This is a genomic window from Mycobacterium sp. NGS27, assembly GCF_059813005.1.
Genome location: NZ_JCALDT010000002.1, coordinates 526,055 through 549,607 on the forward strand (window position 1 = coordinate 526,055; position 23,553 = coordinate 549,607).

At 67.5% G+C, this 23,553-nt stretch carries 21 protein-coding genes and 1 pseudogene; 17 read left to right on the forward strand and 5 right to left on the reverse strand.

Annotation, left to right across the window (positions count from 1 at the left end; translation table 11 throughout):
- Positions 1-58: 58 nt before the first annotated feature.
- From AC5Y30_RS07140 to AC5Y30_RS07165, 6 genes are read left to right on the forward strand one after another with little or no spacing between them, the layout of a single operon-like run.
- Positions 59-1,186 carry an LLM class flavin-dependent oxidoreductase gene (locus AC5Y30_RS07140; RefSeq protein WP_499917375.1) on the forward strand — a complete coding sequence of 376 codons (1,128 nt, stop codon included), beginning with the start codon at positions 59-61 and terminating at the stop codon, positions 1,184-1,186.
- Positions 1,183-2,352: a sulfotransferase family protein gene (locus AC5Y30_RS07145; protein WP_499917376.1), complete on the forward strand. Its 1,170-nt coding sequence runs from the start codon at positions 1,183-1,185 to the stop codon at positions 2,350-2,352. Before AC5Y30_RS07140 ends, AC5Y30_RS07145 begins: the two co-directional genes overlap by 4 nt.
- 1 nt (position 2,353) lies before the next feature.
- On the forward strand, positions 2,354-3,157 hold the full coding sequence (locus AC5Y30_RS07150) for a sugar phosphate isomerase/epimerase family protein (RefSeq protein ID WP_499917377.1): 804 nt from the start codon (positions 2,354-2,356) through the stop codon (positions 3,155-3,157).
- A gap of 2 nt (positions 3,158-3,159) precedes the next feature.
- Positions 3,160-4,368 carry a DUF1214 domain-containing protein gene (locus AC5Y30_RS07155; protein ID WP_499917378.1) on the forward strand — a complete coding sequence of 403 codons (1,209 nt, stop codon included), beginning with the start codon at positions 3,160-3,162 and terminating at the stop codon, positions 4,366-4,368.
- A gap of 21 nt (positions 4,369-4,389) precedes the next feature.
- Positions 4,390-5,304 carry an Rv0045c family esterase gene (locus AC5Y30_RS07160; protein ID WP_499917379.1) on the forward strand — a complete coding sequence of 305 codons (915 nt, stop codon included), beginning with the start codon at positions 4,390-4,392 and terminating at the stop codon, positions 5,302-5,304.
- Positions 5,305-5,310: 6 nt separating this feature from the next.
- Positions 5,311-5,919: a TetR/AcrR family transcriptional regulator gene (locus AC5Y30_RS07165; RefSeq protein WP_499917380.1), complete on the forward strand. Its 609-nt coding sequence runs from the start codon at positions 5,311-5,313 to the stop codon at positions 5,917-5,919.
- Here AC5Y30_RS07165 and AC5Y30_RS07170 read toward each other — a convergent pair.
- Positions 5,857-6,873, reverse strand: coding sequence for an NAD-dependent epimerase/dehydratase family protein (locus AC5Y30_RS07170; protein WP_499917381.1), 1,017 nt, complete (start codon positions 6,871-6,873; stop codon positions 5,857-5,859). The genes AC5Y30_RS07165 and AC5Y30_RS07170 overlap by 63 nt on opposite strands.
- A 49-nt stretch (positions 6,874-6,922) precedes the next feature.
- Between AC5Y30_RS07170 and AC5Y30_RS07175 the strand changes: the two genes are divergently transcribed.
- The 7 genes from AC5Y30_RS07175 to AC5Y30_RS07205 all read left to right on the forward strand — a co-directional run bounded on the left by AC5Y30_RS07175 (position 6,923) and on the right by AC5Y30_RS07205 (position 13,708).
- On the forward strand, positions 6,923-8,113 hold the full coding sequence (locus AC5Y30_RS07175; RefSeq protein WP_499917382.1) for an NADH:flavin oxidoreductase: 1,191 nt from the start codon (positions 6,923-6,925) through the stop codon (positions 8,111-8,113).
- A 19-nt stretch (positions 8,114-8,132) separates the two neighbouring features.
- A complete protein-coding gene (locus AC5Y30_RS07180; protein WP_499917383.1) occupies positions 8,133-8,945 on the forward strand; it encodes an LLM class F420-dependent oxidoreductase in 813 nt (270 codons plus the stop codon).
- A 113-nt stretch (positions 8,946-9,058) separates the two neighbouring features.
- On the forward strand, positions 9,059-9,799 hold the full coding sequence (locus AC5Y30_RS07185; protein WP_499917384.1) for a GntR family transcriptional regulator: 741 nt from the start codon (positions 9,059-9,061) through the stop codon (positions 9,797-9,799).
- 49 nt (positions 9,800-9,848) lie between these two features.
- Positions 9,849-11,663, forward strand: coding sequence for an ABC transporter substrate-binding protein/permease (locus AC5Y30_RS07190; protein WP_499917385.1), 1,815 nt, complete (start codon positions 9,849-9,851; stop codon positions 11,661-11,663).
- Positions 11,660-12,409, forward strand: coding sequence for an amino acid ABC transporter ATP-binding protein (locus AC5Y30_RS07195; RefSeq protein ID WP_499917386.1), 750 nt, complete (start codon positions 11,660-11,662; stop codon positions 12,407-12,409). Before AC5Y30_RS07190 ends, AC5Y30_RS07195 begins: the two co-directional genes overlap by 4 nt.
- Before the next feature lie 65 nt (positions 12,410-12,474).
- Complete coding sequence (locus tag AC5Y30_RS07200; protein WP_499917387.1) at positions 12,475-12,978, forward strand: MarR family winged helix-turn-helix transcriptional regulator; 504 nt, start codon at positions 12,475-12,477, stop codon at positions 12,976-12,978.
- 58 nt (positions 12,979-13,036) lie between these two features.
- Positions 13,037-13,708 (forward strand): SDR family oxidoreductase, encoded by a 672-nt coding sequence (locus AC5Y30_RS07205; RefSeq protein ID WP_499917388.1) that lies wholly within the window; start codon positions 13,037-13,039, stop codon positions 13,706-13,708.
- A gap of 6 nt (positions 13,709-13,714) precedes the next feature.
- Here the strand turns inward: AC5Y30_RS07205 and leuS are convergent, their stop codons facing one another.
- Positions 13,715-16,624, reverse strand: coding sequence for a leucine--tRNA ligase (gene leuS, locus AC5Y30_RS07210; RefSeq protein WP_499917389.1), 2,910 nt, complete (start codon positions 16,622-16,624; stop codon positions 13,715-13,717).
- A 185-nt stretch (positions 16,625-16,809) separates the two neighbouring features.
- On the opposite strand from leuS, the gene AC5Y30_RS07215 reads away from it, so the two are divergent.
- The gene (locus AC5Y30_RS07215; RefSeq protein ID WP_499917390.1) at positions 16,810-17,970 is read left to right on the forward strand and encodes an LpqN/LpqT family lipoprotein; all 1,161 of its coding nucleotides are present in this window, start codon (positions 16,810-16,812) and stop codon (positions 17,968-17,970) included.
- Positions 17,971-18,038: 68 nt separating this feature from the next.
- Positions 18,039-18,380, forward strand: coding sequence for a hypothetical protein (locus AC5Y30_RS07220; RefSeq protein ID WP_499917391.1), 342 nt, complete (start codon positions 18,039-18,041; stop codon positions 18,378-18,380).
- Positions 18,381-18,400: 20 nt separating this feature from the next.
- Here the strand turns inward: AC5Y30_RS07220 and AC5Y30_RS07225 are convergent, their stop codons facing one another.
- On the reverse strand, positions 18,401-19,006 hold the full coding sequence (locus tag AC5Y30_RS07225) for a YqgE/AlgH family protein (protein WP_499917392.1): 606 nt from the start codon (positions 19,004-19,006) through the stop codon (positions 18,401-18,403).
- A gap of 99 nt (positions 19,007-19,105) precedes the next feature.
- Here AC5Y30_RS07225 and AC5Y30_RS07230 point away from each other — a divergent pair.
- Both AC5Y30_RS07230 and AC5Y30_RS07235 read left to right on the forward strand, forming a co-directional pair.
- Positions 19,106-20,438 (forward strand): annotated as a pseudogene (locus AC5Y30_RS07230) (MFS transporter).
- Between the two features lie 50 nt (positions 20,439-20,488).
- A complete protein-coding gene (locus tag AC5Y30_RS07235; protein ID WP_499917393.1) occupies positions 20,489-21,262 on the forward strand; it encodes a TIGR03084 family metal-binding protein in 774 nt (257 codons plus the stop codon).
- A 119-nt stretch (positions 21,263-21,381) separates the two neighbouring features.
- Here AC5Y30_RS07235 and AC5Y30_RS07240 read toward each other — a convergent pair whose 3' ends face one another.
- Together AC5Y30_RS07240 and AC5Y30_RS07245 are read right to left on the reverse strand one after the other, a co-directional pair.
- Positions 21,382-21,702 (reverse strand): DUF2710 family protein, encoded by a 321-nt coding sequence (locus AC5Y30_RS07240; RefSeq protein ID WP_499917675.1) that lies wholly within the window; start codon positions 21,700-21,702, stop codon positions 21,382-21,384.
- 72 nt (positions 21,703-21,774) lie between these two features.
- On the reverse strand, positions 21,775-23,475 hold the full coding sequence (locus tag AC5Y30_RS07245) for a DUF5632 domain-containing protein (protein ID WP_499917394.1): 1,701 nt from the start codon (positions 23,473-23,475) through the stop codon (positions 21,775-21,777).
- Positions 23,476-23,553: the final 78 nt, after the last annotated feature.

Below are 23,553 nucleotides of genomic sequence, written 5' to 3' on the forward strand. Positions count from 1 at the left end.
CGGCGCGATCGCCGAACCATCGACACGATGCTGTGCAGCTGCTTAGCATCATGTCTCGATGACCGTTCAGCCCGCAGCGTTTCTGCGCACCACCCTCCCCCTCGACTTGTCCGGGCTCGCCGGACTCGACAGCGGTCGCTACCACTCCCTCTGGCTGCCCGATCACATGGTCAGCTTCTGGCCGGACTCGATCTGGACGCCTGAGTTCACCGACCTCGCGACCGCGTCCCCCTCGCCGCACCGCCACCTGGACGGCCTGGCGGTGGCGGCCGCGGCGGCCGTGCTGACCGAGCGGGTTCCTCTGGTCAGCGCCGTGGTCGACACCGTGCGCCGCCACCCGGCCATGCTCGCGCAGACGGCGCTGACCATCGATCACCTCGCCAAGGGGCGTTTCATCCTGGGACTGGGCAGCGGCGAGAGCGAAAACACGGTGCCCTACGGCTTCGACTTCTCGCGGGCGGTCAGCCGTTTCGAGGAGGCGCTGGCGGTGATCCAGTTGCTGTGGCGCAGCGACGACCCGGTCGACTTCGCCGGCCAGTTCTATTCGCTGCACCATGCCCGCTTGGACACCGAACCCTACGAAGGCAGGTTGCCGCCGATCTGGATCGGCGCAAGCGGTCCGCGGATGCTCGACATCGCGGGCCGGTACGCCGACGGGTGGTGGCCGGCGGGCGCCTGGACTCCCGAGCACTACGCCCAGATGCTTTCGGCCGTGCGGTCATCCGCCGAACGCGCCGGCCGTGATCCGATGGCGATCACCCCCTGCTTCATCCAGGTGTGCCTGATCGGTGCGGACGACGCCGCCCTCGCCGAGATTCTGCGGGCGCCCCTGGTCAAGGCGTTCCTTCTGCAAGTTTCAGCAAAGACGCTGCGCGACTTCGGCTTCGAGCATCCGATGGGTGAGAACTGGCGGGGCTTCCAGGACATCGACCCGGCCGTCCTCACCCGAGAGCGAATCGCGGAGTTTCTGGACAACGTGCACCCCGAGATGATTCTGGCCCTCGTCCCCCATGGCACACCCAAACAGGTCGCCAAGATCGTCAAGACGTACGTCGACGCGGGCCTGCGCGTGCCCAAGATCCTCGACTACGGCGCCATGGCCGGCTTGGAATACGCACAGGTTTCGGCAGCTAACGTGCGCGCGGCCGAGGACGAACTGATACAACTCTGCGGAGACCTGCCGTGACAACACATTTGGACGCCGCAGAGATGCTCGTCGCCGCCGGGGCGGAGACCGGGCTGCGCGACTACGGCGATCCCACCTTGCCCGAACGCTTCGCTGTCGCCGTCGACCACCTGAACGATCTGGGCATGGATGCCGATGGTCGCTTCGAAGCCGCGCAGGTGTGTCGTTGGCTGCTGACGTCGCGCCTCGAATTCATCGAGGACCGCAACCGCTACCCGATTGGCGCCGAAGTGATCGAGTCGCCGATGTTCGTCACCGGCGAACCACGTTCGGGGACAACGCTTATGCACGCCCTGATGTCGGTCGACCCGCGCGCCCGGGCGCTGCGGTTCTGGGAGGTGATGTATCCCTCCCCGCCACCGGGGCTGGCCGCACCCGACGACGACCGCCGGAGGCGCGCCGACGCCGACTGGCGCGAGATCAACGCCAAGATGCCGAAGTGGCTGCGCAGCCACCCGTACAACGACATGCTGGGCGACGGCCTTCCCGAAGACGAACGCACCTGGGCGTTCGATTTCCGGGTGATGACCCCGACCGCGTGGTGGCGGGTGCCGATGCAGTCGCTGGTCGGCGGTTTGGCGACCGACCCGGCCGCGCAGTATCGGCTGCACAAGGCCATGCTGCAGCAGCTGCAATACCAGCGGCCGCGAAAGTATTGGGTGCTGAAGGGTTTTCACGGCTTTCGGCTCAAAGAGATGTTCGACGCCTACCCCGACGCCACGCTGGTGTGGCTGCACCGCGATCCGGTGCAGGTCGCCGCCTCGCGCACGATGATGATGGCCGACATCGCCGAGGGCATGGTCGGTCCGGTCGACCTCCACGCCCTGGCGAAGCAGCATCTGGAGCTGACCCGCGCCGGTGTCGCCAATACGATGAGCAATCCCATGGTGGACGATCCGCGCATTCTGCATATCCGCTACACCGACTTCGTCGCCGATCAAATCGGCACGGTGCGGCGCTATTACGCATTCGCCGGCCGCGAGGTCACGCCCGAAGCCGAATCCGCCATGCGTGACTACCTGGCCAACAATCGCGGCGACCGGTACGGCAAGTTCCGCTACTCCACCCAGTTGCTCGTCGATATCGGCGAAGACCTCGACGCGCTGCATGCCGAATTCCGGCCGTTTCGCGAACGATTCGGCGTCGAAATCGAAACCCTTGACTGACGTGACGACACCCCACAAACGTCTGTCGGTCCACGACGTCACCTTCTTCGGAGCTTCGCTGGCGGAGATGGAACAGCATTGGGCGCAACTCGGTGTGTCGCGATTGAGCGTCTTGGACAGCGAACTGCTCGACCCGACATTCCCAAAGCTATTGCGGCACAACAAATACACCGTCGAGGCGGTATGCCACATCTTCGGTCACGGCCGACTGGACATCGGGGCGCACGCGGCACGCGACGCCCTGTTGCCCGTGATCGACGCCGCGGCCGGGGTGGGTGCGCGCGTGGTCTACCTGCTGACCGGCGGTCGGGGCGCTCTCACCTGGCCGCAGGCCGCCGACCGCTTCAGCGCCATGATCGGTCCGTGCGTCGAGCACGCGAAGCAGGCCGGCGTGGCGCTGGCGATCGAGAACGCCTCGAGCCTGTACGCCGACATTCACCTCGCCCACACCCTGCGCGACACCGTCGCGCTGGCCGAGATGAGCGGGCTGGGCATCTGCATCGAGTTGTTCCACTGCTGGGCGGAGGGCGATTTCGAAGCGATGGTGCAACGGGCACTGCCGCGAACCGAGCTCATCCAGCTCAGCGATTACGTGCTGGGTGACCGTGCGCTTCCGGGTCGGGCGGTGCCCGGCGATGGAGTGATCCCGTTCGAAAGGTTCATCGCCCAAGCCCTGGCCGGCGGCTACGCGCATGGATTCGACCTGGAACTGATCGGGCCCCGCATCGACGCGGAGGGCCGCCTGCAATCCGCCCGACGCGCCTGCGACGTCGTCGGCGCGATACTGAACAGATTGGGTGCCTGACAATGGCTTTCGGCGACGGTCCCGACGACGAGGCACTGCACTCGGCGTGGACCGAATTCTGTGCCAGGCTGCAACGCGCGGGCGAACAAGTCTTCAAAGACGCCAACCCGCCCACCGGTGTGCAGCGCGTTGACGCCTATCGATTCCTCACCCAGAACCTCGGGCAGGCCTTCGATCTCGCACTCGAGACCCGCGACACCGGCTACCCGGTGCTGCACACCTTCTGCGGCCCGACCCGCAAGCTCGGCGGCGACTGCGCCGACTTCACCTATCAGCAAGCCTGGATCGACGGGCACTCGACCTATCGGCTCACCGGCACCCGCGGCACCGCGCGCTTCTTCAACGTCACCGTGCAGGGGCGACGCACGCCCGGCCCGGGCGTCCTGCACGAACCGTTCGGTGATACACCGCAGGCCAACCTGCTCGGCCAGCAGCTCGATATCGATGACGGCGGACGGTTCGAGCTGTACATCGGCGGGCCCGAACGCGGACCGAACTGGCTGCCCACCACGCCGGAGTCACGAAAGCTGTTCATCCGCCAAGGGTTTGATCGCTGGGACGAACAACCGGCGCAGATGCGCATCGAACGCATCGACATGGCCTCCCCCAAGCCATTGCCCGCCCCTGCCGACATGGTCGACGCGATGCGCTGGGCCGGTGATTTCGTCGCCGGCCTGATGTCCGATTGGCCCGAATTCCCCTTCACCCACGGCGGGGTGGACGCCGAGCACCCGAACGCGTTTCCGCGCGTCGGCGCCAGCGACGCCGACAACAAGCGGGGCCGGGCCGCCGCCAACATGTATTGGGAGCTGGCGGCCGACGAGGCGCTGATCGTCGAGTTCGACGCCCATGACGGGCTGTGGATGTTCACCAACATGGGCGTCTTCTTCAACAGCATGGACTACCTGTACCGCCCGGTGAGCTACACGCCGAGCCGCACCAAGGTCGACCACGACGGCCGCATCCGGCTGGTTATGGCTCACCGTGATCCCGGTGTGCACAACTGGCTGGACACCCAGGGCTTCGAGCGCGGCAACCTGACCTACCGGCACATGCTCGAGGGCGAGCCCGCGGTGCTGGAGACCCGGGTCGTCAAGCACGACGAACTGCTTAGTGCCCTGCCCGAGGGCACCGCCATGGTGAGCGCATCAGAACGCGCCGCCGCGATGTGGGAACGCTTCCACGGCATTCGCCGCCGTTACCCTTTGTAGCCAGGTCTAGGGTCAAACATCGTGACCGAGATTTCTGAAGACGAACTGGCCGGGCTGTCCGAATTCTCGCTGCTGTCCGAAAACGCCGAGCAGGCCGGAGTCTCCGGGCCCCTGCCCGAAGCGGAGCGCGTCGAGTCCGGAACGGGCGAAAGCAGAATCAGCGCCCTGCGCTGGGGCAGCACTCCCCCGCGGATCGTATTCGTGCATGGCGGCGGGCAGAATGCGCACACCTGGGACACCATCATCGTCGGCATTGGTGAACCCGCGCTGGCGGTAGACCTGCCCGGCCACGGCCACTCCGCCTGGCGCGAGGACGGCGACTATTCGCCGCAGCACAATGCCGACACCTTGCTGCCGATTCTGCGCGAACACGCCGCGTCGGCGGACCTCGTCGTCGGCATGTCGCTGGGCGGGTTGACCGCGATCCGGCTGGGGGCGGTGGCGCCCGAACTGGTCAAAGAGCTGGTGCTGATCGACGTCACTCCGTCTGCGCTGCAACGACATTCCGAGATGACCAAGGAGCAGCAGGGCACGGTGGCACTGATGCACGGGGAACGCGAGTTCCCCAGCTTCCAGGCGATGCTCGACTTGACGGTCGCCGCGGCGCCGCACCGCGAGGTGAAGGCACTGCGCCGCGGGGTGTTCCACAACTCGCGCAAGCTGGAAAACGGCAAGTGGACGTGGCGCTACGACGCCATCCGCACCTTTCCCGACTTCGCCGGCCTGTGGGACGACGTCGACGCCTTGTCCGCTCCTGTGACCCTGGTGCGCGGCGGTTCATCGGGTTTCGTCAGCGACGAGGACGCGGCCGAGCTCAGCCGTCGCGCAAAGCAATTCCGCTCTGCCCACGTCGTCGAGAATTCCGGCCATTCCGTCCAAAGCGACCAGCCGCGTGCGCTGATCGACATACTGCGCGGGGTGCTCGACGCGCGCTGAGCCATCATGACCGACCACCACCGCCGCACCAGATCCACCGGGCGGCCGCGCGACGCCTCGATCGACGACCGCGTTCTGTCGGTGACGCGTGAGCTTCTGGTGGAAGTGGGCTGGGACGAGCTGAGCGTGCGCTTGGTCGCGGCACGCGCCGGCGTAGGACGGTCCAGCCTCAACCGTCGCTGGTCGTCCAAGGCGGAGCTTGTGCTGCACGCCATCCTGGGCGAAACACCCGATTTGGCACCGTTTTCCGGCACCGATCTGCGCGGCTGGATCGACTGGGTGGTGCGCGGCAGTCACGAGCTGTTCAGCAGGCCCGACGTGCGGGCCGCGGTGCCGGGTCTGCTGCTGGCGCTGCGCGAAAACGATGGCCTTCGGGAGAGGTTGTGGGAGAGCTTCAGCGGCCCGGCGGTGGAGTTGTTCGCGGAGCGAGTGCACCCGAACACGCCGTCGCAACGGCGGCGTGCCGATCTCGACGCGCGGGCGTCGCTCGCGATGGCGGCCGGCGCGGCGCTGTTCGTCACGACGGTCGCGCGTGACGACGACTCCGAAGCGCTACGGCGCCGGATCGCGGCCCTGTTGGTGACGGCCGTCAGCGCGTCCACCGGCGAGCAGTGACTCGACGATCGCCGCTCTAGGGGATCGCCAGGTGACGCCGAGATCCTGCACGGTCTTGCTGTCGTCGGTGGGAGTGGCGGCGGTAAGCAGCACCGCCGCTTCGTAACTGAGCCCGTCGCCGAGCGCGACGTATCGGCCGACGAAGTCGGCAAGACGACCGATGGCACGCAGCACGCCGGGCGACGTGGGGACCCGCCGCACCCGCCGACCCAGCCCCTCTTCGAGTGCGTCGATCATCTCGTCGAAGGTGAGCAGCCGCCCTCCGCAGACGTAGCGGCGGGGGCCCCGGCCGCTTTGCATGATTCGCGCGTGCGCCTCGGCCACGTCCCGCACGTCGACCATCTGCATGCCCCCGCGCACTGTCGGGGCGATTCCCCAGCGCACGATCGGCGCCCAGCCCTGCTCCGTGACGCCTGCGGCGGTGCCGAAGGCCGGCCCCACGACGCTCGAGGGATACGTAACCACGACCGGCGCGCCGGTCTCCTGCAACCGCCGGGCGGCGCGGTCGGCGTACCCCTTGGTCTTGGCGTACGCGCTGCGCCCGGGCGCCGTGGGAGTGTCGGGGGAAATGATGCCGTCCGGTGGGGGGAACAGCGCGCTGTAGCTGCTGACGAGCACCACCGGGTCGAGCCCGAGGTCGACCGCGCGGGTCAAGATCGCCTCGGTCGCATAGGCATTGACGTCCCACATCAACTGGGCGCGGCGTTCGTCGGTGCCCACCACGCCGGCGGCATGCAATACCGCGTCGGCTCCGGCGAGCAGCTCGTCGACCGTCGAGGCGGACCGCACGTCACCGGCGAGGACCGATACTGGCCCGAGCGTTCGTAGCCGGTCGATGACGGTGCTCGGCTCGTTGGGCGCCGCCAGCAGCTTCACGTGATGACCGGCCTCGAGCAATGCGCGCACCGTATGCGCCCCGAGGTATCCGGTTCCGCCCGTCACCGCGACATGCATCGATCATTCTCCGCCCTGGGATCCGCCGTCGTGCTATATTTCGGTGCCAATGGTATCGAAAGTGGCTTTCACCCCGCTTCGCCTGGGGCCCTTGCACCTGAAAAACCGCTTCGTCAAAGCGGCGACGTTCGAGGGCGTGATGCCGCGCGGCCGCGTCAGCGACGCGCTGATCGACTTCCACACCGAGGTGGCCCGCGGCGGGGTCGCCATGACGACCGTCGCCTACTGCGCGATTTCCCCCGGCGGCCGTGTGCACCGGGACACCATCGTTCTGGATCGCGAAAGGGTGCCGCAGCTTCGCCGGTTGACCGACGCCGTACACGCGGCCGGCGCGCTGGTGTGCGCCCAGATCGGTCACGCGGGACTGGTCGCGAACACGCTGTCCAACCGGACGGCGACCCTGGCGCCGTCCACCCGCGTCAGCGCACCGGCGATGGGACTGGTTCGGGCGGCCACCTGCGAACAACTCGGAGCTGTCGTCGACGACTTCGGCGCCGCCGCCCAAAACGCGGTCGACGCCGGATTCGATGCGGTCGAAATCCACATGGGGCACGGCTATTTGCTCAGCTCGTTCTTCAGCCCGAATCTGAACAGGCGCTACGACCGCTTCGGTGGCGACACCGTGCGCCGCGCGGAGCTGGCGCGTCGCGTCGCCGAACGGGTCCGGCTCGCCGTCGGTCAGTCCGTCGCCGTCACCGCCAAGTTCAATATGGACGACGGGGTTCGCGGCGGCTTCTGGCTGGACGACAGCATCCCCACGGCGCGGCTTCTCGAGCACGACGGACACCTGGACGCGTTACAGCTCACCGGCGGTAGCTCGCTGCTGAACCCGATGTACTACTTCCGCGGCGACGTTCCACTCGACGAATTCATCGCCTCTCAACCCCGGCCGGTCGGGCTGGGCCTTCGGGCAATCGGCCGGCGGCTGTTCCGCAGCTACCCCTTCGAAGAGGCATTCTTCCTGCCGCTCGCGCGTCAGTTTCGCACCGCGCTGTCGATGCCACTGATGCTCCTGGGCGGCATCAACCGGCTCGACACGGTGGAAAGTGCACTGAACGAGGGCTTCCAGTTCGTGGCGATGGCCCGTGCGCTGCTTCGAGATCCCTATCTGGTCAACGGATTTCGCGAGGAGACGGCGACGGAGGGCCTGTGTATCCACTGCATGAAATGCATGCCCACCGTCTACAGCGGAACGCATTGCGTCGTCCGCCGGCAGGTTGAGGCGGCGCCGGCAGGTTGACGGGGCCTACGGTGGTGCCATGACCTCTGCGTTTCCGATCCGCATCGGTGTCCAGCTGCAGCCGCAACACGCGCCGCAATACGGCCAGATCCGCGACGCCGTGCGCCGCTGCGAGGACATCGGCGTCGACGTCGCCTTCAACTGGGACCATTTCTTTCCGCTCTACGGCGATCCCGACGGCGCGCATTTCGAATGCTGGACGATGCTCGGGGCCTGGGCCGAACAGACATCGCGCATCCAGATCGGCGCGCTGGTGACGTGCAACTCCTACCGCAATCCGGAGCTGCTGGCCGATATGGCCCGCACCGTCGACCACATCTCCGACGGCCGGCTCATCCTGGGCATCGGTTCGGGTTGGAAACAAAAGGACTACGACGAGTACGGCTATGAATTCGGGACCGTCGGCAGCCGCCTGGACGACCTGGCGACCGCACTACCTCGAATCCAAGCTCGACTGGCCAAATTGAACCCGGCTCCCACCCGCGACCTCCCTATCCTGATCGGCGGCAAGGGCCCACGAAAGACGCTGCGAATGGTCGCCGAGTACGGCGACATCTGGCACGGCTTCACCACCGTCGAGACCTATCCGGCCGCGGCGGCCGCGCTGGAAGACCATTGCGCCGCCGTAGGGCGCGACCCGTCCACCATCCAGAGGTCAGCCGGCGTCGAGGACAACAGCGGCGTTCGCCGCGGCGAGGGCGTCGACGGATTGATCGCCAACGCCGAAGGCCTCACCTCGCTGGGCGTGACGCTGCTGACCGTCGGTGTGAATGGGCCGGAATACGACCTGACCGCCGCCGAAGCGCTGTGCAAGTGGCGCGATAGTCGATAATCCGGCCGCGCGGCATTGAATTGATCGGCCAAACACCTAAACGCACGCGCCAATTCGTGAGAAACTTCCACCGCCAGATGGCCGAGCCGGGTGTGAAAGAGACTCAACAAAAGATGCCGAAGAAATACGGGGTCAAAGAAAAGGACCTGGTTGTTTCGCACATCCTCCACCTTTTGTTGACCGGGAAGCTGCGCACTGGGGACCGCGTCGATCGCAATGAGATCGCAGTGGGCCTGGGAGTGAGCCGGGTCCCTATTCAAGAGGCGCTGGTCCAACTCGAACACGACGGCATTGTGTCCACGCGTTACCACCGTGGCGCGTTCGTCGAGCGGTTCGACGAAGACACCGTCCTCGAGCACCACGAACTCGACGGGCTGCTGAACGGGATTGCGTCCGCCCGCGCGGCGACCAGTCCAACGCCTCGGATTCTGGGACAGCTCGACGGGCTCATGCGCTCGCTTCGCACCGCCAAGGATTCGCGCGCCTTCACCGACACCGCCGCCGAATACCGGCGCACCGTCAACGACGAGTACGCCGGTCCGCGGCTGCATGCCACGATCCGCGCCTCGCAGAACCTCATCCCCCGCCTGTTTTGGACGACCTTTCAAAGCGGGCGCGACGAGATGCTGCCGTTCTATGAAGACGAGACCGCGGCGATACAACGGCGCGACCCCGAAGCCGCGCGGGCGGCGTGCGTCGACCGCTCGTACCTGATGGCCCAGACGATGCTGGCCGAACTGTTCCGGCGGCGGGTCTTCACCCCGACCGACGACTTCAGTCGGGTGGTTGCGGGCCCGCCACAGGTCATCTCCGATGCGGACACCGCCCGCCGCGGAGCGCCGCTGTCGCTGTGAACGGACGCTGATCGGGCCCTGCCGCCGTTCAGTCGTTACGGTGACTCTGATGAGTTCGCGCGTGGGCCGGCACACCAAACGCCGCGGGAGGGCGTTCGGCCTGGCCGCGACAGTGCTCATGGTATGCGGCGTCGTGTTGGGCGGACCGGTTGCGCCGGCGGCCGCCGACTCGAATCAATGCGCACCGGCCGGCGTGGACAGCGCGCGGACCCTGCCCAAAGACCTGGCCGAGAACCCGACCACGGGCGAGGACGACCGCGACACAACGGCATCGGTCGAGCCGATCGGCGCGGTCGACGTCGACGGCCTGGGCCTGAGCACCCCGGGCGTCCTGACGGTCGGCACGCTGTCGGACGCCCCGCCCAACATCTGCATCAATCCCACCGGCGAATTCAGCGGATTCGACAACCAATTGCTGCGCGCCATTGCCGACAAGCTGGGCCTGCAGGTCCGCTTCGTCAGCACCGACTTTTCCGCGCTGCTCGCCCAGGTGGCGTCGCGGCGATTCGACGTCGGCTCGGCAGCGGTGAAGGCCACCGACGCCCGTCGGCGCACCGTCTCGTTCACCAATGGCTACGACTTCGGCTTCTATTCGCTGGTGGTTCCGCCCGGTTCGGCCATCCACAAGTTCAGCGACCTGGCGGCCGGCCAACGCATCGGCGTCGTGCAAGGCACCGTCGAGGAGTCCTACGTCGTCGACGTCCTGCATCTGCAACCCGTGAAGTACCCGGGCTTTGCCACTTTGTACGCCAGCCTCAAATCCCGCCAGATCGATGCGTGGGTGGCGCCGGGAGCCCTCGCGGCGACCGTCATCCGCCCGGGTGACCCGGCGGTGGTCGCCGCAAATACCTACAGCCCAGGCAATTTCGTGGCCTATGCGGTCGCACAAGGCAACAAGGGTCTGATCGACGCGCTCAATTCCGGGCTGGACGCCGTCATCGCCGACGCAACCTGGGCGCGCCTGTACACCCAATGGGTGCCGCGGACGATGCCGCCCGGCTGGAAGCCCGGCTCCAAAGCCGCGCCCTTCCCCAAACTGCCGGACTTCGCCGCGATCGCCAAACAACACCGCTCGGCCGCGGGGCCGCCGGCCCCGAAATCACCACTGGCGCAGTTGGGTGAGTCGTTCTTCGACTGGGATATGTACCGGCAGGCCATTCCCATTCTGTTCACCACCGGATTGCCCAATACCTTGATTCTGACCAACAGCGCCCTCGTGATCGGCCTGGCGCTGGGGATGGTGTTGGCGATGGCGGGAATCTCGCACCGGCGCTGGCTGCGCTGGCCGGCGCGGGTGTACACCGACATCTTCCGCGGGCTGCCCGAAGTGGTGATCATCCTGCTGATCGGGATGGGCGTCGGCCCGTTGGTCGGCGGGCTGACCGACAAAGATCCCTACCCGCTCGGCATCGCCGCGCTGGGGTTGATGGCCGCCGCCTACATCGGCGAGATTTTGCGCTCCGGAATCCAAAGCGTCGATCCCGGGCAACTGGAAGCGTCCCGGGCGCTGGGCTTCAGCTATGTCACCGCGATGCGGCTGGTGGTGGTACCGCAGGGAATCCGCCGCGTGCTGCCCGCCCTGGTCAATCAGGCCATCGGGCTGCTGAAAGCCTCTGCGCTGGTGTACTTTCTCGGCCTGATCGCCGATCAGCGAGAGCTTTTTCAGGTCGGCCGAGACCTCAACGCGCAGACCGGCAGCCTGTCGCCGTTGGTGGCCGCCGGTCTGTTCTACCTGCTATTAACCATTCCGCTAACGCATTTGGTGAATTACATCGACACTCGCCTTCGCCGCGGCCGGCGCGCCGACGCGCCCGAGGACGACGCCGACATGCTTGCGACGACATTCGGCCAGGAAATCACGTGACCTCCGGCATTCACGCACGCGCGTCAGTCTCGCTGGCGGCCAAAGACCTTCACCAAACCCTGGGCGCAAGCAAGGTGCTGCGCGGCGTCGACATCGAGGCGCCCGCGGGCAGCACCGTGGCGATCATCGGGCCGTCCGGTTCGGGCAAGTCGACGCTGCTGCGTACCTTGAACCGCTTGTATGAGCCGGACAGCGGGGACATCCTGCTGGATGGCAGATCGGTGCTGCGCGATGATCCCGACGAGCTGCGCCAGCGTATCGGCATGGTGTTCCAGCACTTCAATCTCTTCCCGCACCTCAGCGTTCTGAAAAACGTTGCGATCGCTCCGCGAAAGTTACGCCGCCTGCCCGCCGACGAGGCGCGCGACCTAGCGCTGATGCAGCTGGACCGAGTTGGCCTGAAGCACAAGGCCGGTGCCCGGCCCAGCATGCTGTCCGGCGGGCAACAACAGCGGGTCGCGATCGCCCGTGCGCTGGCGATGGCGCCGCAGGTGATGTTTTTCGATGAGGCGACCTCGGCGTTGGATCCCGAAATGGTCAAGGGAATACTGCAACTCATTGCCGACCTCGGCGCCGACGGCATGACAATGGTTGTGGTGACTCACGAAATGGGTTTCGCGCGGTCGGCATCCGACGCCGTTGTGTTTATGGATCACGGCAAGGTCGTGGAATCGGGCCCCCCTGAGCAGATATTCGACGCCGCGGAGACCGAACGGCTGCAGCGTTTTCTGTCCCAAGTGCTTTGATCTGCACTATCGAGTGCGCGATAGCTCCCTTGTATGCCCCTCATATCGGGATAGACTCCCGATTTATGGCAGACAGCGAATCGACCCCGGCCGAGGTAGCCGAACTCGCCGAAGGTTTGCACCGCGCTTTGTCCAAATTGTTTGCCATTCTGCGCCGCGGAGACCCCAGCGGCGCTGCGGCCGGAGAGTTGACCCTCGCCCAGTTGTCGATCCTGGTCACGCTCCTCGATCAAGGGCCCATTCGGATGACCGATCTCGCCGCACACGAGCGGGTGCGGACTCCCACCACGACCGTGGCGATCCGGCGGCTGGAGAAGGTGGGCCTGGTCAAGCGCTCCCGCGACCCGTCCGACCTGCGTGCGGTGCTCGTGGACATCACCCCGAGGGGGCGGGCGGTCCACGGCGAATCGCTGGCCAATCGGCGCGCTTCGCTGGCCGCGATGCTCAGCCAGCTCCCGACGTCCGACCTCAACACCCTGATGCAAGCGCTGGCCCCGCTGGAGCGGCTGGCCTCCGGTGACCCGACGTCTGGACCCGCCGGCGTGCCACCCAAACGCAAGGAAGCCTGAAAAGCGCACCCCATCAACGCTTTTCAGTTGATCCTGGGACATCGGTAAACTGCAGGACATGCCCAATGCACTCATCACCGGCGCCGGCGGCTTTATCGGATCGGCCATCGCCGCAGCGCTGGCACCCACGCACACCTTGCTGCTGGCGGGCCGCCCGTCCGATCGGCTCGACGCGGTCGCGCAGCGACTGGGGGCCACCACGTTTCCCCTGGATCTCACCGACTCCGGCGATATCCAGGCCGCCTGCGAAATCGTGGACGAACTCGACGTGCTGGTGCACAACGCGGGGGTGTCCATACCCGGCACTGTCGCCGACTCCAACGTCGACGATTGGCGTGCCACCTTCGCCGTGAACGTCTTTGGACCGGTGGAACTTACGCTGGCGCTGCTGCCGGCGCTGCGGCGCGCCCGCGGGCGGGTGGTGTTCATCAATTCCGGGTCCGGCCGGACCGCTTCGCGGAGTATGGCCTCCTATTCGTCCAGTAAGTTCGCGCTGCGCGCCTTCGCGGATTCGCTGCGCAGCGGCGAACCGGACTTGAAAGTGACGACCGTTTATCCGGGACGGACCGACAGCGACATGCAGCGAGAACTCGTCGAGTTCGAGGGCGGCAGCTATGACCCGGCCGACTTCCTGAAGCCCGAAACGGTCGCGGCCGCCGTCGCTAATGCGGTGGCCACCCCGCCCGACGGTCACTTGCACGAGGTGGTGCTGCGGCCCGCCGAGCGCTAGGTGCCGCTACACGACCAGGTTGACCAGTCGGCCCGGGACCACGATCACCTTGCGCGGGTTGGCACCCGCTAAAAACGCCTGGACCTTCTCGTCGGCCAGCGCGGCGGCCTTCAGCGTGTCCTGATCGGCGTCGGCCGCCACCAGCACCCGTCCGCGCACCTTGCCGTTGACCTGCACCGGGTATTCGATCGTGTCGTCGACCAGATAGGCGGGATCGGCGACCGGGAAGGGGCCGTGCGCCAGCGAGGTCTGGTGGCCCAGTCGCAGCCACAACTCCTCGGCCATATGCGGGGCCAGGGGCGCCAGCATCAACACCAGCGGCTCGACAGCCGCCCGGGGCACCGCGTCGCGATGCTCCTTGGTGAGATGGTTGGTGTATTCGATCAACTTGGCCGCAGCGGTGTTATTGCGCAGTGCGGCATAGTCTTCCGCGACCCCGGCAACGGTCCGATTCAGTGCTCGCAGCGTGTCGGTCGCCAACTCATGTGCCGGGTCGTCGACCACGCGGGTGTCACCGGTCTGCTCGTCGATCACCAGGCGCCACACGCGCTGCAGGAAGCGGTGGGCTCCCACGACGTCCTTGGTCGCCCAGGGGCGCGAGGCCTCCAGCGGGCCCATCGACATCTCGTAGACCCGCAGCGTGTCGGCGCCGTAGTCGTCGCAGATCTCGTCGGGTGATATCGAATTCTTCAGGCTCTTACCGATTTTCCCGAACTCCTGGAAGACCTCGACCTCTCCCCCGGGTCCCGGGTAGACGAACCGGCCGTCCCGCTCGACCACTTCTTCCGCAGGGACGTACGAGCCGCGCGCGTCGGTGTAGGCGAAGGCCTGGATATAACCCTGGTTCACCAACCGGCGATAGGGCTCCCGAGAGCTCACATGGCCCAGGTCGTAGAGGACCTTGTGCCAGAACCGCGCATACAGCAGATGCAGCACCGCGTGTTCGGCGCCGCCGACGTACAAATCGACGCCACCGGGATCCTGCGGCCCATGCTCAGCCGGCCGCGGACCCATCCAGTAGGCCTCATTCTCCTTATCGCAGAACCGTTCCGAGTTGTGCGGATCGGTGTAGCGCAGTTCATACCAGGAGCTGCCGGCCCACTGCGGCATCACGTTGGTGTCGCGGCTGTAGGGCTTGAGGCCGTCGCCGAGGTCCAGCTCGACGTGCACCCAGTCCGTCGCCTTGGCCAGCGGTGGCGACGGCTCGCTGTCGGCGTCGTCGGGGTCGAACAGCACGGGCGAGTAGTCCGGCACGTCGGGCAGCTCGACCGGCAGCGCGGCTTCGCCGAGCGCATGCGCACGCCCGTCCGTGTCGTACACGATGGGGAACGGTTCGCCCCAGTAGCGCTGCCGGGCGAAAAGCCAGTCGCGCAACTTGAATTCGATGCGCGCGCAGCCACGACCCTCAGCCTCAAGGCGCGCGGTGATCTTCTCCTTGGCCGCGGCCACAGCCAATCCGTCGAGGTGGCCGGAGTTGACCAGCACCCCGTCGCCGGCGTAGGCGGCCTCCGAAATGTCACCGCCGGCAATGACTTCCACGATCGGCAGCCCGAACTCGTGGGCGAAGTCCCAGTCGCGCTGATCGTGACCGGGAACCGCCATGATCGCCCCGGTGCCATAACCGGCCAGCACGTAGTCGGCGATGAAGATCGGCACCGGTTTCCCGTTGGCGGGATTGACGGCGTAACTGCCCAGGAAGGCGCCGGTCTTCGCCTTACTCTCCTGGCGTTCGAGGTCCGACTTCGATGCGATCGCCTGCCGGTAGGCGGCGACGGCCTCGCGCGGTGTGGCGGCGCCGTATTTCCAACGTGCATCGGTGCCGTCCGGCCATGCGGCCGCCACCAAGTTGTCGACCAGGTCGTGCTCGGGCGCCAGCACCAGGTAGGTGGCGCCGAACAAAGTGTCGGGGCGCGTGGTGAACACCTCGACATCGACGGTCTCACCGTCGGCGCCGGTCGCCGCGAACAGCGCTTTGGCGCCGGTGGACCGGCCGATCCAGTTGCGCTGCATGGTTTTGACCGGCTCGGGCCAATCCAGTACGTCGAGGTCGTCGAGCAGCCGGTCGGAGTATGCGGTGATTCGCATCATCCACTGCCGCAGTCGTTTCCGGAACACCGGGAAGTTGCCGCGATCGCTGCGGCCGTCGGGGGTCACCTCTTCGTTGGCCAGCACGGTGCCCAGACCGGGACACCAGTTCACCATCGAGTCGGCCCGGTAGACCAGTCGGTGGGCGTCGATGACGTCCGCCCGCTCCCCCGCCGACAGCGCGTCCCAGTCGCGCCCGTCCTCGAGGCCGCGGGCACCGGAAGCGAATTCGGCGACCAGCTCGGCGATGGGTCGGGCCTTGTTGGCGGCGGTGTCGAACCAGGCGTTGTAGATCTGTAGGAAGATCCATTGGGTCCACTTGTAGAACTCGACGTCGGTGGTGGAGAAGCTGCGCCGGTTGTCATGGGCGAGGCCCAGGCGTCCCAGCTGGCGCCGAAAGTTGACGACGTTGGCCTCGGTACGGGTGCGCGGGTGGGTCCCGGTCTGCACCGCGTACTGTTCGGCGGGCAACCCGAAGGCATCAAACCCCAACGCATGCAACACATTACGGCCGGTCATCCGGAAGTACCGGGCGTACACGTCCGTTGCGATGTAGCCGAGCGGGTGGCCGACGTGCAGCCCCTCCCCCGACGGGTAGGGAAACATGTCCTGCACGAACAACTTGTCGTCGGGGACCGGGGCTCCATCTGCCGGAGCCAGCGAACCGACCGGGTTGGGCACGTTGAACGTCCCGAGCTTCGCCCAGTTCTCCTGCCACGCGGCCTCGATACGGCCCGCCAACGCCGCGGTGTAGCGATGCGGCGGCGCGTCAGATTCGGGCACGGCGGCGCCAGAGCTGCTCGCCGGCGAAGCGGTCGGGGAGTCGGTCACCTGAACAGGGTATAAGGGAACCCCAGCGGCCCCGCCGGGCTACAGGTTGGTCTCGGTTCCGTTGCGCGCCGATCAGAGGTTCATCCCAGGTGTGTTTCGAGCCTGTTCACCGCCTTTGACCTCTAGTTACAGTCAGCCACTATCGACGGCTTCTGGTACTTGAGCCATTGGAAGGACCGACGCAGATGATTGAGATCGTCCCCGCCCACCGGGCACTCCTCGGCGGTGTGGTCGCTGGCCTGATCGGCCTGGCGGTTGTCGCGGGCGGCACGGCATCGGCAGACCCGTTGCCTCCGGCGCCGGCGCCCGCCCCCACGGTCCCCGCGCCGGCACCTCAGAACCTCGGGCCAGAGCTCGTGCCACCGAGCCGATACCTCGCGGCCCCGCCGGCCGCCAATCAGATTGCCCCGCGGGCCACCGCCCCGGCCCCCGCAACCACGGTTCCGGCCGCGGTCCCCCCGGCGGTTCCGGCCGCGGTTCCGGCGGCGGCCCCGGTTCCGGCGACGTCGGGAACGATTCACGAATTCCTGCAGTCGAAGGGCGTGAAGCTGGAGGCGCAAAAGCCCCAGGGCTTCAACGCACTCGACATCACCCTGCCGATGCCCCCGCGCTGGACCCAGGTGCCCGACCCCAACGTCCCCGATGCGTTCGCGGTCATCGCCGACCGGCACGGGAGCAGCATTTATTCATCGAATGCCCAGGTGGTGGTGTACAAACTCGTCGGTGCCGTCGACCCCAGAGAGGCCATCACCCACGGCTACGTCGACAGTCAGAAGCTGCTGGCCTGGCAGCCCACCAACGCATCGATGGCCGATTTCGGCGGTTTCCCGTCCTCAGTCGTCGAAGGCACCTACCGCGACGGCGATTTGACGCTCAACACGTCGCGGCGCCACGTCATTGCCACGTCGGGACACGACAAGTACCTGGTGTCGCTGTCGGTGACCACCGATCGCGCGGTGAGCGTCGCCGACGCGCCCGCCACCGACGCCATCATCAACGGATTCCGCGTCAGCGCCCCCGGCGCGGCCGCCCCGGCGCCGGCCCAGGCTCCCGCCGCCTCTCCGGTCGGGCTGCCCGCCCAGCCTCCCGCGGCTACACCGGTCGCGCCTGCCGCTCCGGCACCGGCCGCCGTTCCGGTCTCCCCGGCACCCGCAGTGGCCCCAGCCGCGCCTGCCGCCCCGGCACCCGGTGCCGCTCCGCTGGTACCGCTGGCCCAGACGTCACCCGCGGCCCCGGTCGGGCTTCCCGCGCAGGCGCCGGCGGCAAATCCGCAGCGCACACCCAGCCTATTGGCGATGTTGCCGGGACTGCCCCCGCTACCGAACTTCTCGTTCCTCCAGCACTGAAGGACGACCGCGCCGGCGCCCGCAGAGCCGGGTGCGTGGGCCGGTGAACCGGCTCGTATTGTGAGCCCATGCTGATTGCGGGCGTGCTGTGCGTGTGTGCGGCGGTGGTCTCGGCGGGGTTCGGCACCTGGTCGCTGGCGCATAACCGGAGTTTCGGCGCCACCGCATTGGCGCTGCGCGCGATGGCGCCGACACAATTGGCGGCCGCCGTGATGCTGGCGGCGGGTGGCGCGGTGGCGGTGGCCGCGGTCCCGGACACCGCGCTGGTTGTGCTCGTCGTCTGTGTGGTGGGCGCGCTGGGAACGTTGGCCGCCGGCTCGTGGCAGAGCGCGCGCTTCGCGCTGCGCCAGGAAGCGGCCGCGCCCGCCTGCGCCGGCAGCTGCGCCGGATGCACGCAGTCGTGCCACTGATCTGAGCCGGGGGAGAGGCCCTAGTTCCGGCTGATGTCGATGGGGTGGGTGGCGAGCAGCGAAAGCGGCAGCGGCTGGCGACGCAGGACTTGGCCCCACAGGTCGGACCTCGGACCCACCAGCACGTCGGATGGCAAGGCGGACAACACAATCCAATCGTCGCGCTCGATCTCGCCTTCCAGCTGACCGATAGTCCAGCCCGAGTACCCCGCGAAGATCCGCACCCCTTCCACCGAAGGCGCGATCACGTCGGGATCGGCGTCGAGATCGACCATGACCACCCGCCCGTCCACATGCCGCAAGCCGGGCACGTTCTGGGGGTCCGCGCCGACGCGAAGCGTCGCCAGACACAGCGCCGCATCACGCTTCACCGGCCCGCCGATGAACATCGTCTTCGGCTTGGCCGACAACTTGGTCCACTGCGGCAAGACGTTGTACACCGCGGTGTCGCTGGCGCGGTTCAGGACGACGCCCAACGTCCCTCCGTCGTTGTGCTCGACGATGTAGATCACGCTGCGCCGAAACGTCGGTTCGAGAAGGTCGGTGTTGGCGAGCAGCAAAGTGCCCGCACGCACCCGTTGCGCGGCGGGTGCGACGTAGTCCTCTGGATCCTCCGGCGGCGGCACCCCACCATCATCGCATCCGGCGCATCGTGGCCCGGGCCAATCGAGACCGTGGGCCACGGAGATTTGTACTGTGGTTGGACGGCTCTGATCGCGCGAGCATTGTCAGCCCCAATCGTGGAAGTCGGTTTCGGTGATCCCTACCCGGATGCAGTCCAGCGCACCCGTTGAAGTGTGGCGGTCGGTGCGCGGCTTGCCGGATTTCTGGCGGCTGCTGCAGGTGCGTGTCGCGAGCCAGTTCGGTGACGGTCTGTTTCAGGCGGCACTGGCCGGTGCCTTGCTGTTCAACCCCGATCGGGCCGCCGATCCTCTTTCCATAGCGCGCGCCTTCACGGTTCTGTTCTTGCCGTATTCGCTGCTGGGTCCGTTCGCCGGGGCGTTGATGGACCGTTGGGATCGGCGGCTGGTGCTCGTCGGCGCCAACGTGGGCCGGCTGATCCTCTTCGTCGCGATCGGCACGATCCTGGCGGTCCGGGCTGGTGATGTGCCGCTGCTGCTGGGCGCCCTGTTCGCCAACGGTCTGGCCAGGTTCGTCGGGTCCGGGCTGTCGGCCTCGCTGCCGCATGTGGTGCCGCGCGAGCAGGTGGTGACGATGAACTCGGTTGCCACCGCGGCCGGGGCCATCGCGGCGTTCTTCGGCGCAAACTTCATGCTGGTGCCCCGATTCATTTTGGGGGCCAGCGACAAGGGCGCCTCGGTGATCGTGTTCCTCACGGCGATTCCCGTGTCGATCGCGTTGCTGTTGTCCTGGCGGTTCGGTGCGCGGGTGCTGGGCCCCGACGACACCCGGCGAGCGATCCACGGACCCGTCATCTACGCGGTGATCACCGGCTGGCTGCACGGCGCACGCACGGTGGCGCAGCGTCCTACGGTCGCCGCCACCCTGTCCGGCTTGGCCGCCCACCGGATGGTCGTCGGCATCAACTCGCTGCTGGTCTTGTTGCTGGTCCATCACATGCCCAACTTGAAAGGTGGGGGATTCGGCACCGCCCTGATGTTTTTCGGCGCCGCGGGCCTGGGCGCCTTTTTGGCCAACGTCCTGACACCACCCGCGATCCGCCGGTGGGGGCGCTACGCGACGGCGAACGGCGCGCTGGCCACGTCGGCGATCATCGAGGTCGCCGGCGCCGAGCTGCTCGTCCCGATCATGGTCGCGTGCGGCTTCTTGCTGGGCATCACCGGGCAGATGGTCAAGCTCTGTGCCGACACCGCGATCCAGATCGACGTCGACGACGCGCTTCGCGGGCACGTGTTCGCCGTGCAGGACGCGCTGTTCTGGGTCGCGTTCATCGTCTCGATCACGGTGGCCGGCATCTTGATTCCCGACGACGGGCACGCGCCCACCTTCGCGCTGTTCGGATCGGTGCTGTACCTGATCGGCCTGGTCGTGCACGGCATCATCGGGCGCGGCGGCGGCCCAGCGAGCGATCGTTAAGGTACAGACGTGAATTGTGCGATGGCCGCGGCCGACGGTCCAGGCCCGCGATGACCGGTCCCGCCCCCATGGTCGACGACCTGCGCGCCGAAAGCGACGCGCTCGACGAGCTGGTCGCGCCGTTGTCGCCCGACCGCTGGGCCGAGGCGACGCCGGCGCCCGGCTGGACCATCGCACACCAGATAGGCCACTTGCTGTGGACCGATCGGGTGGCTCTGATCGCGGTTACCGACGAGGTTGGGTTCGCCGAGGTGTTGGCGGACGCGGCCGCCGACCCGGCGGGCTTCGTCGACCACGGCGCCGAGGAGCTGGCGGCGCTGGCGCCGGCCGAGCTGCTCGCCGAGTGGCGGCTCACGCGGGCGCGGCTGCACGACGCGCTGCTCACGGTGCAGTCCGGTCGCAAGCTCCCGTGGTTCGGCCCACCGATGAGTGCGGCGTCGATGGCCACCGCACGCCTGATGGAGACCTGGGCGCACGGTCTCGATGTCGCCGACGCCCTGGGCGTGACCCGCCCCGCGACGGAGCGCCTGCGGTCGATCGCTCACCTGGGAGTCCGCACCCGCGATTTCGCCTTTGCGGTCAACGATTTGGTGCCACCGGCCGAACCGTTTCTGGTCGAGCTGCGCGGTCCCGGCGGCGACACGTGGACCTGGGGGCCGCCCGAAGCCGAGCAGCGGGTCAGCGGGTCCGCCCAGGACTTCTGCTTCCTGGTCACCCAACGGCGTCCATTGAGAGCCCTCGACATCACGGCCCGGGGCCCCGACGCCCAGCGCTGGTTGGAGATCGCTCAGGCTTTCGCGGGGCCTCCGGGCACCGGTCGATGAGCGCGTGAACGCGCGAAGAGAGCCGGGGCCCCATCCGATCAAGCACCGGTCGATGAGCGCGTTAACGCGCGAAGAGAGCCGGGGCCCCATCCGATCAAGCGCCGGTCGATGAGCGCGTGTCAGTGCAGCGGCCCGCCGTAACTCGCCTGGTTCTCGGCCTCGGCCTCCTCGCGCAGCGCGGCAATCGCGAGATTCAACCTTTCGGCCAACTCGACGTGCCCATATCCGGTCATCACCCCGGGATGCAAGGTCAGTTTCAGCAGCCGGCCATCGGAGTTCGCGACGGCATACACGTCACCCAGATCGACGCTGTAAGTGACCGCTTCGGCGTGCGCCACAAGGGCTTCCCACTTGTCAGCCGCCTCGCTCAGTTCCCGAAGAACCGATTCGACGAGATCCTTCTCGCTGAGATTCGCGCGACTGCCCGAACCCGCCACCACGACAGTATCGTCGACCCCTCCGACCAGCGTCAATTCATATGCGAGCAGGTTCGCGGCCAACCTGCCAGGCGCTCACCCGGCAAGCTTCTGATACCAGGCGAGGTGGTAGTTCGCCGACACAGCATCTCCGCTGGCGATGCCCTCGGTGGCGGCCATCAGCAGGCACTTGAGCAGGAGCGCGGGATTGACGTTCGGATACTGAACCAGGAGCTGGTAGCGCGAGGTGTCGAGATGGACGCGCAGTACGTCGACCTCCTGATCGACGACAACCGTTCCGGCGGCGGCTGCTTGCGCCAACCTCGACACGATCTTGGGCAGATCACCGCGCCCACGCGTGGCCGCGCTCAGCACGCCCGCCAGATCGTCGATCGTGGGCAGCGCGCGCGGCTCCACCGAGGACTTGGTCGCCGCGAAGTTGACCGAGCGGTGCAACGAATCACCGGGAGCGTAAGTGACGGCGCGCACGGTTTCGCCGATCAGTGCGGCGACCCTGCCGCTGCGACGCTCGGGCCCCAACAACCGCACGCCCGCCGGAAGGGTGATGCCTGAAGGTATCCATCCGTGCGCGAGATCGGTGACCAGTACCGTCGTACCGTCGGCACGATCCCCGATCGCCCAATTCAGCCGCGGCTCCTGCCGGACCACGAACTCGAGCAGCCGGTTCAGCCGCTCATGGTCGAAACCCCTTGATATTGACGGCTTTTCGGCGCGAGGGTGGGTCGCGGAGGTGGCCCTGTCGCTGTCCGCGGCGGGCGCGGCTTCTGCAGTCGGTTCCTGCGCGACCGCTTGCGGCGTCGGCTCAACGGTGACCGGCTCATCGATGACCGCGTGGTGTCGCCCGGAGTCGGCCTGGTCCGGCGCCGGCCCGGGCGCACCCTGCACGGGTGCCTCGAACACCGGCTGCGCCTGTGTGACCACCGGAATGACCTGCGTCTGCTCGAGGTGCAACGCGTCGACGGCGCCCGCAGCGTCACCCTCGGTGGTGGCCGGGCCGCTGGTCGCGCGCTGCTCATCCTCATCGGCCGGCTCGACGATCGCGTGGTGGCGCCCGGAATCGGCCCGGTCCGGAGCCGGTTCGGGGTCGGGCTGCGCGGGCATCGCTGATTCGGGTTCGTCCTTGACCACCGGGATGACTTGGGTCTCGCCGAGATGCGCCACCTCAGCGGCGCGACGGGCGGCATCGTCGGCAGGCGCTCCCTGCCGGGCTGACAGCGGTGTACCGGGGTCGGCGACCGGCTCGACCGCGGGCTCGCGACGCCGCCGTCTTCCCGTGCGTGGGGCTGCCTCGGGTGGTGGAAGCCGCGCGGGCGCCTCGGCGGCGGGCTTGGCCTCGCGGATTGTCGGCAGTACCTGCGTCTTCTTCAGATCCGCGTCGGACGGCTCGCGCCTCGGTGGGGGAATGGCGGGGGCTTGGGCCCCGCTCCGCATGGCGTGCAGATAGCGAATCGTCGATTCGACTCGGCGTACCGCACGGCCGCGTGCCTCGTCGATGACCCGCGCCTCCGCCGCTTGGCGAGCAGGGTCGGTCATCCCGGATCGCTTCAGCAGCTTCAGCTCGTCGTTGGCGGCGTGCGCAATTCGTTGCAGGTCGGCCTTGAGATGCTCAGCGAGAGTGGCGGTTTCGGGGGTGACCGTCGACAGTTCGGCAGGCCACAACCCGCCTGTCACCCAGGGGGTGCAGTCGATAGGGGAGCTGAAAGCGGGCGTCGCCAGTGATTCCCGGGTAGCTCTCCGGAGGCGCTGACGCGCCGACATCCGACCGAAGACCGCCACTGGCTAAGCGTACCGGGAGCCGGCCGGCGACTTATGCGGTCGGTGAATTGTGCGGTCGCACGCCCCTGGGTAGCGTGA

Coding starts and splice junctions, on each gene's coding strand:
- AC5Y30_RS07140 (WP_499917375.1), top strand. CDS start 59: ATGACCGTTCAGCCCGCAGCGTTTCTGCGCACCACCCTCCCCCTCGAC.
- AC5Y30_RS07155 (WP_499917378.1), top strand. CDS start 3,160: ATGGCTTTCGGCGACGGTCCCGACGACGAGGCACTGCACTCGGCGTGG.
- AC5Y30_RS07165 (WP_499917380.1), top strand. CDS start 5,311: ATGACCGACCACCACCGCCGCACCAGATCCACCGGGCGGCCGCGCGAC.
- AC5Y30_RS07170 (WP_499917381.1), bottom strand. CDS start 6,873: ATGCATGTCGCGGTGACGGGCGGAACCGGATACCTCGGGGCGCATACG.
- AC5Y30_RS07175 (WP_499917382.1), top strand. CDS start 6,923: ATGGTATCGAAAGTGGCTTTCACCCCGCTTCGCCTGGGGCCCTTGCAC.
- AC5Y30_RS07180 (WP_499917383.1), top strand. CDS start 8,133: ATGACCTCTGCGTTTCCGATCCGCATCGGTGTCCAGCTGCAGCCGCAA.
- AC5Y30_RS07185 (WP_499917384.1), top strand. CDS start 9,059: ATGCCGAAGAAATACGGGGTCAAAGAAAAGGACCTGGTTGTTTCGCAC.
- AC5Y30_RS07190 (WP_499917385.1), top strand. CDS start 9,849: ATGAGTTCGCGCGTGGGCCGGCACACCAAACGCCGCGGGAGGGCGTTC.
- AC5Y30_RS07200 (WP_499917387.1), top strand. CDS start 12,475: ATGGCAGACAGCGAATCGACCCCGGCCGAGGTAGCCGAACTCGCCGAA.
- AC5Y30_RS07205 (WP_499917388.1), top strand. CDS start 13,037: ATGCCCAATGCACTCATCACCGGCGCCGGCGGCTTTATCGGATCGGCC.
- AC5Y30_RS07215 (WP_499917390.1), top strand. CDS start 16,810: ATGATTGAGATCGTCCCCGCCCACCGGGCACTCCTCGGCGGTGTGGTC.
- AC5Y30_RS07220 (WP_499917391.1), top strand. CDS start 18,039: ATGCTGATTGCGGGCGTGCTGTGCGTGTGTGCGGCGGTGGTCTCGGCG.
- AC5Y30_RS07235 (WP_499917393.1), top strand. CDS start 20,489: ATGACCGGTCCCGCCCCCATGGTCGACGACCTGCGCGCCGAAAGCGAC.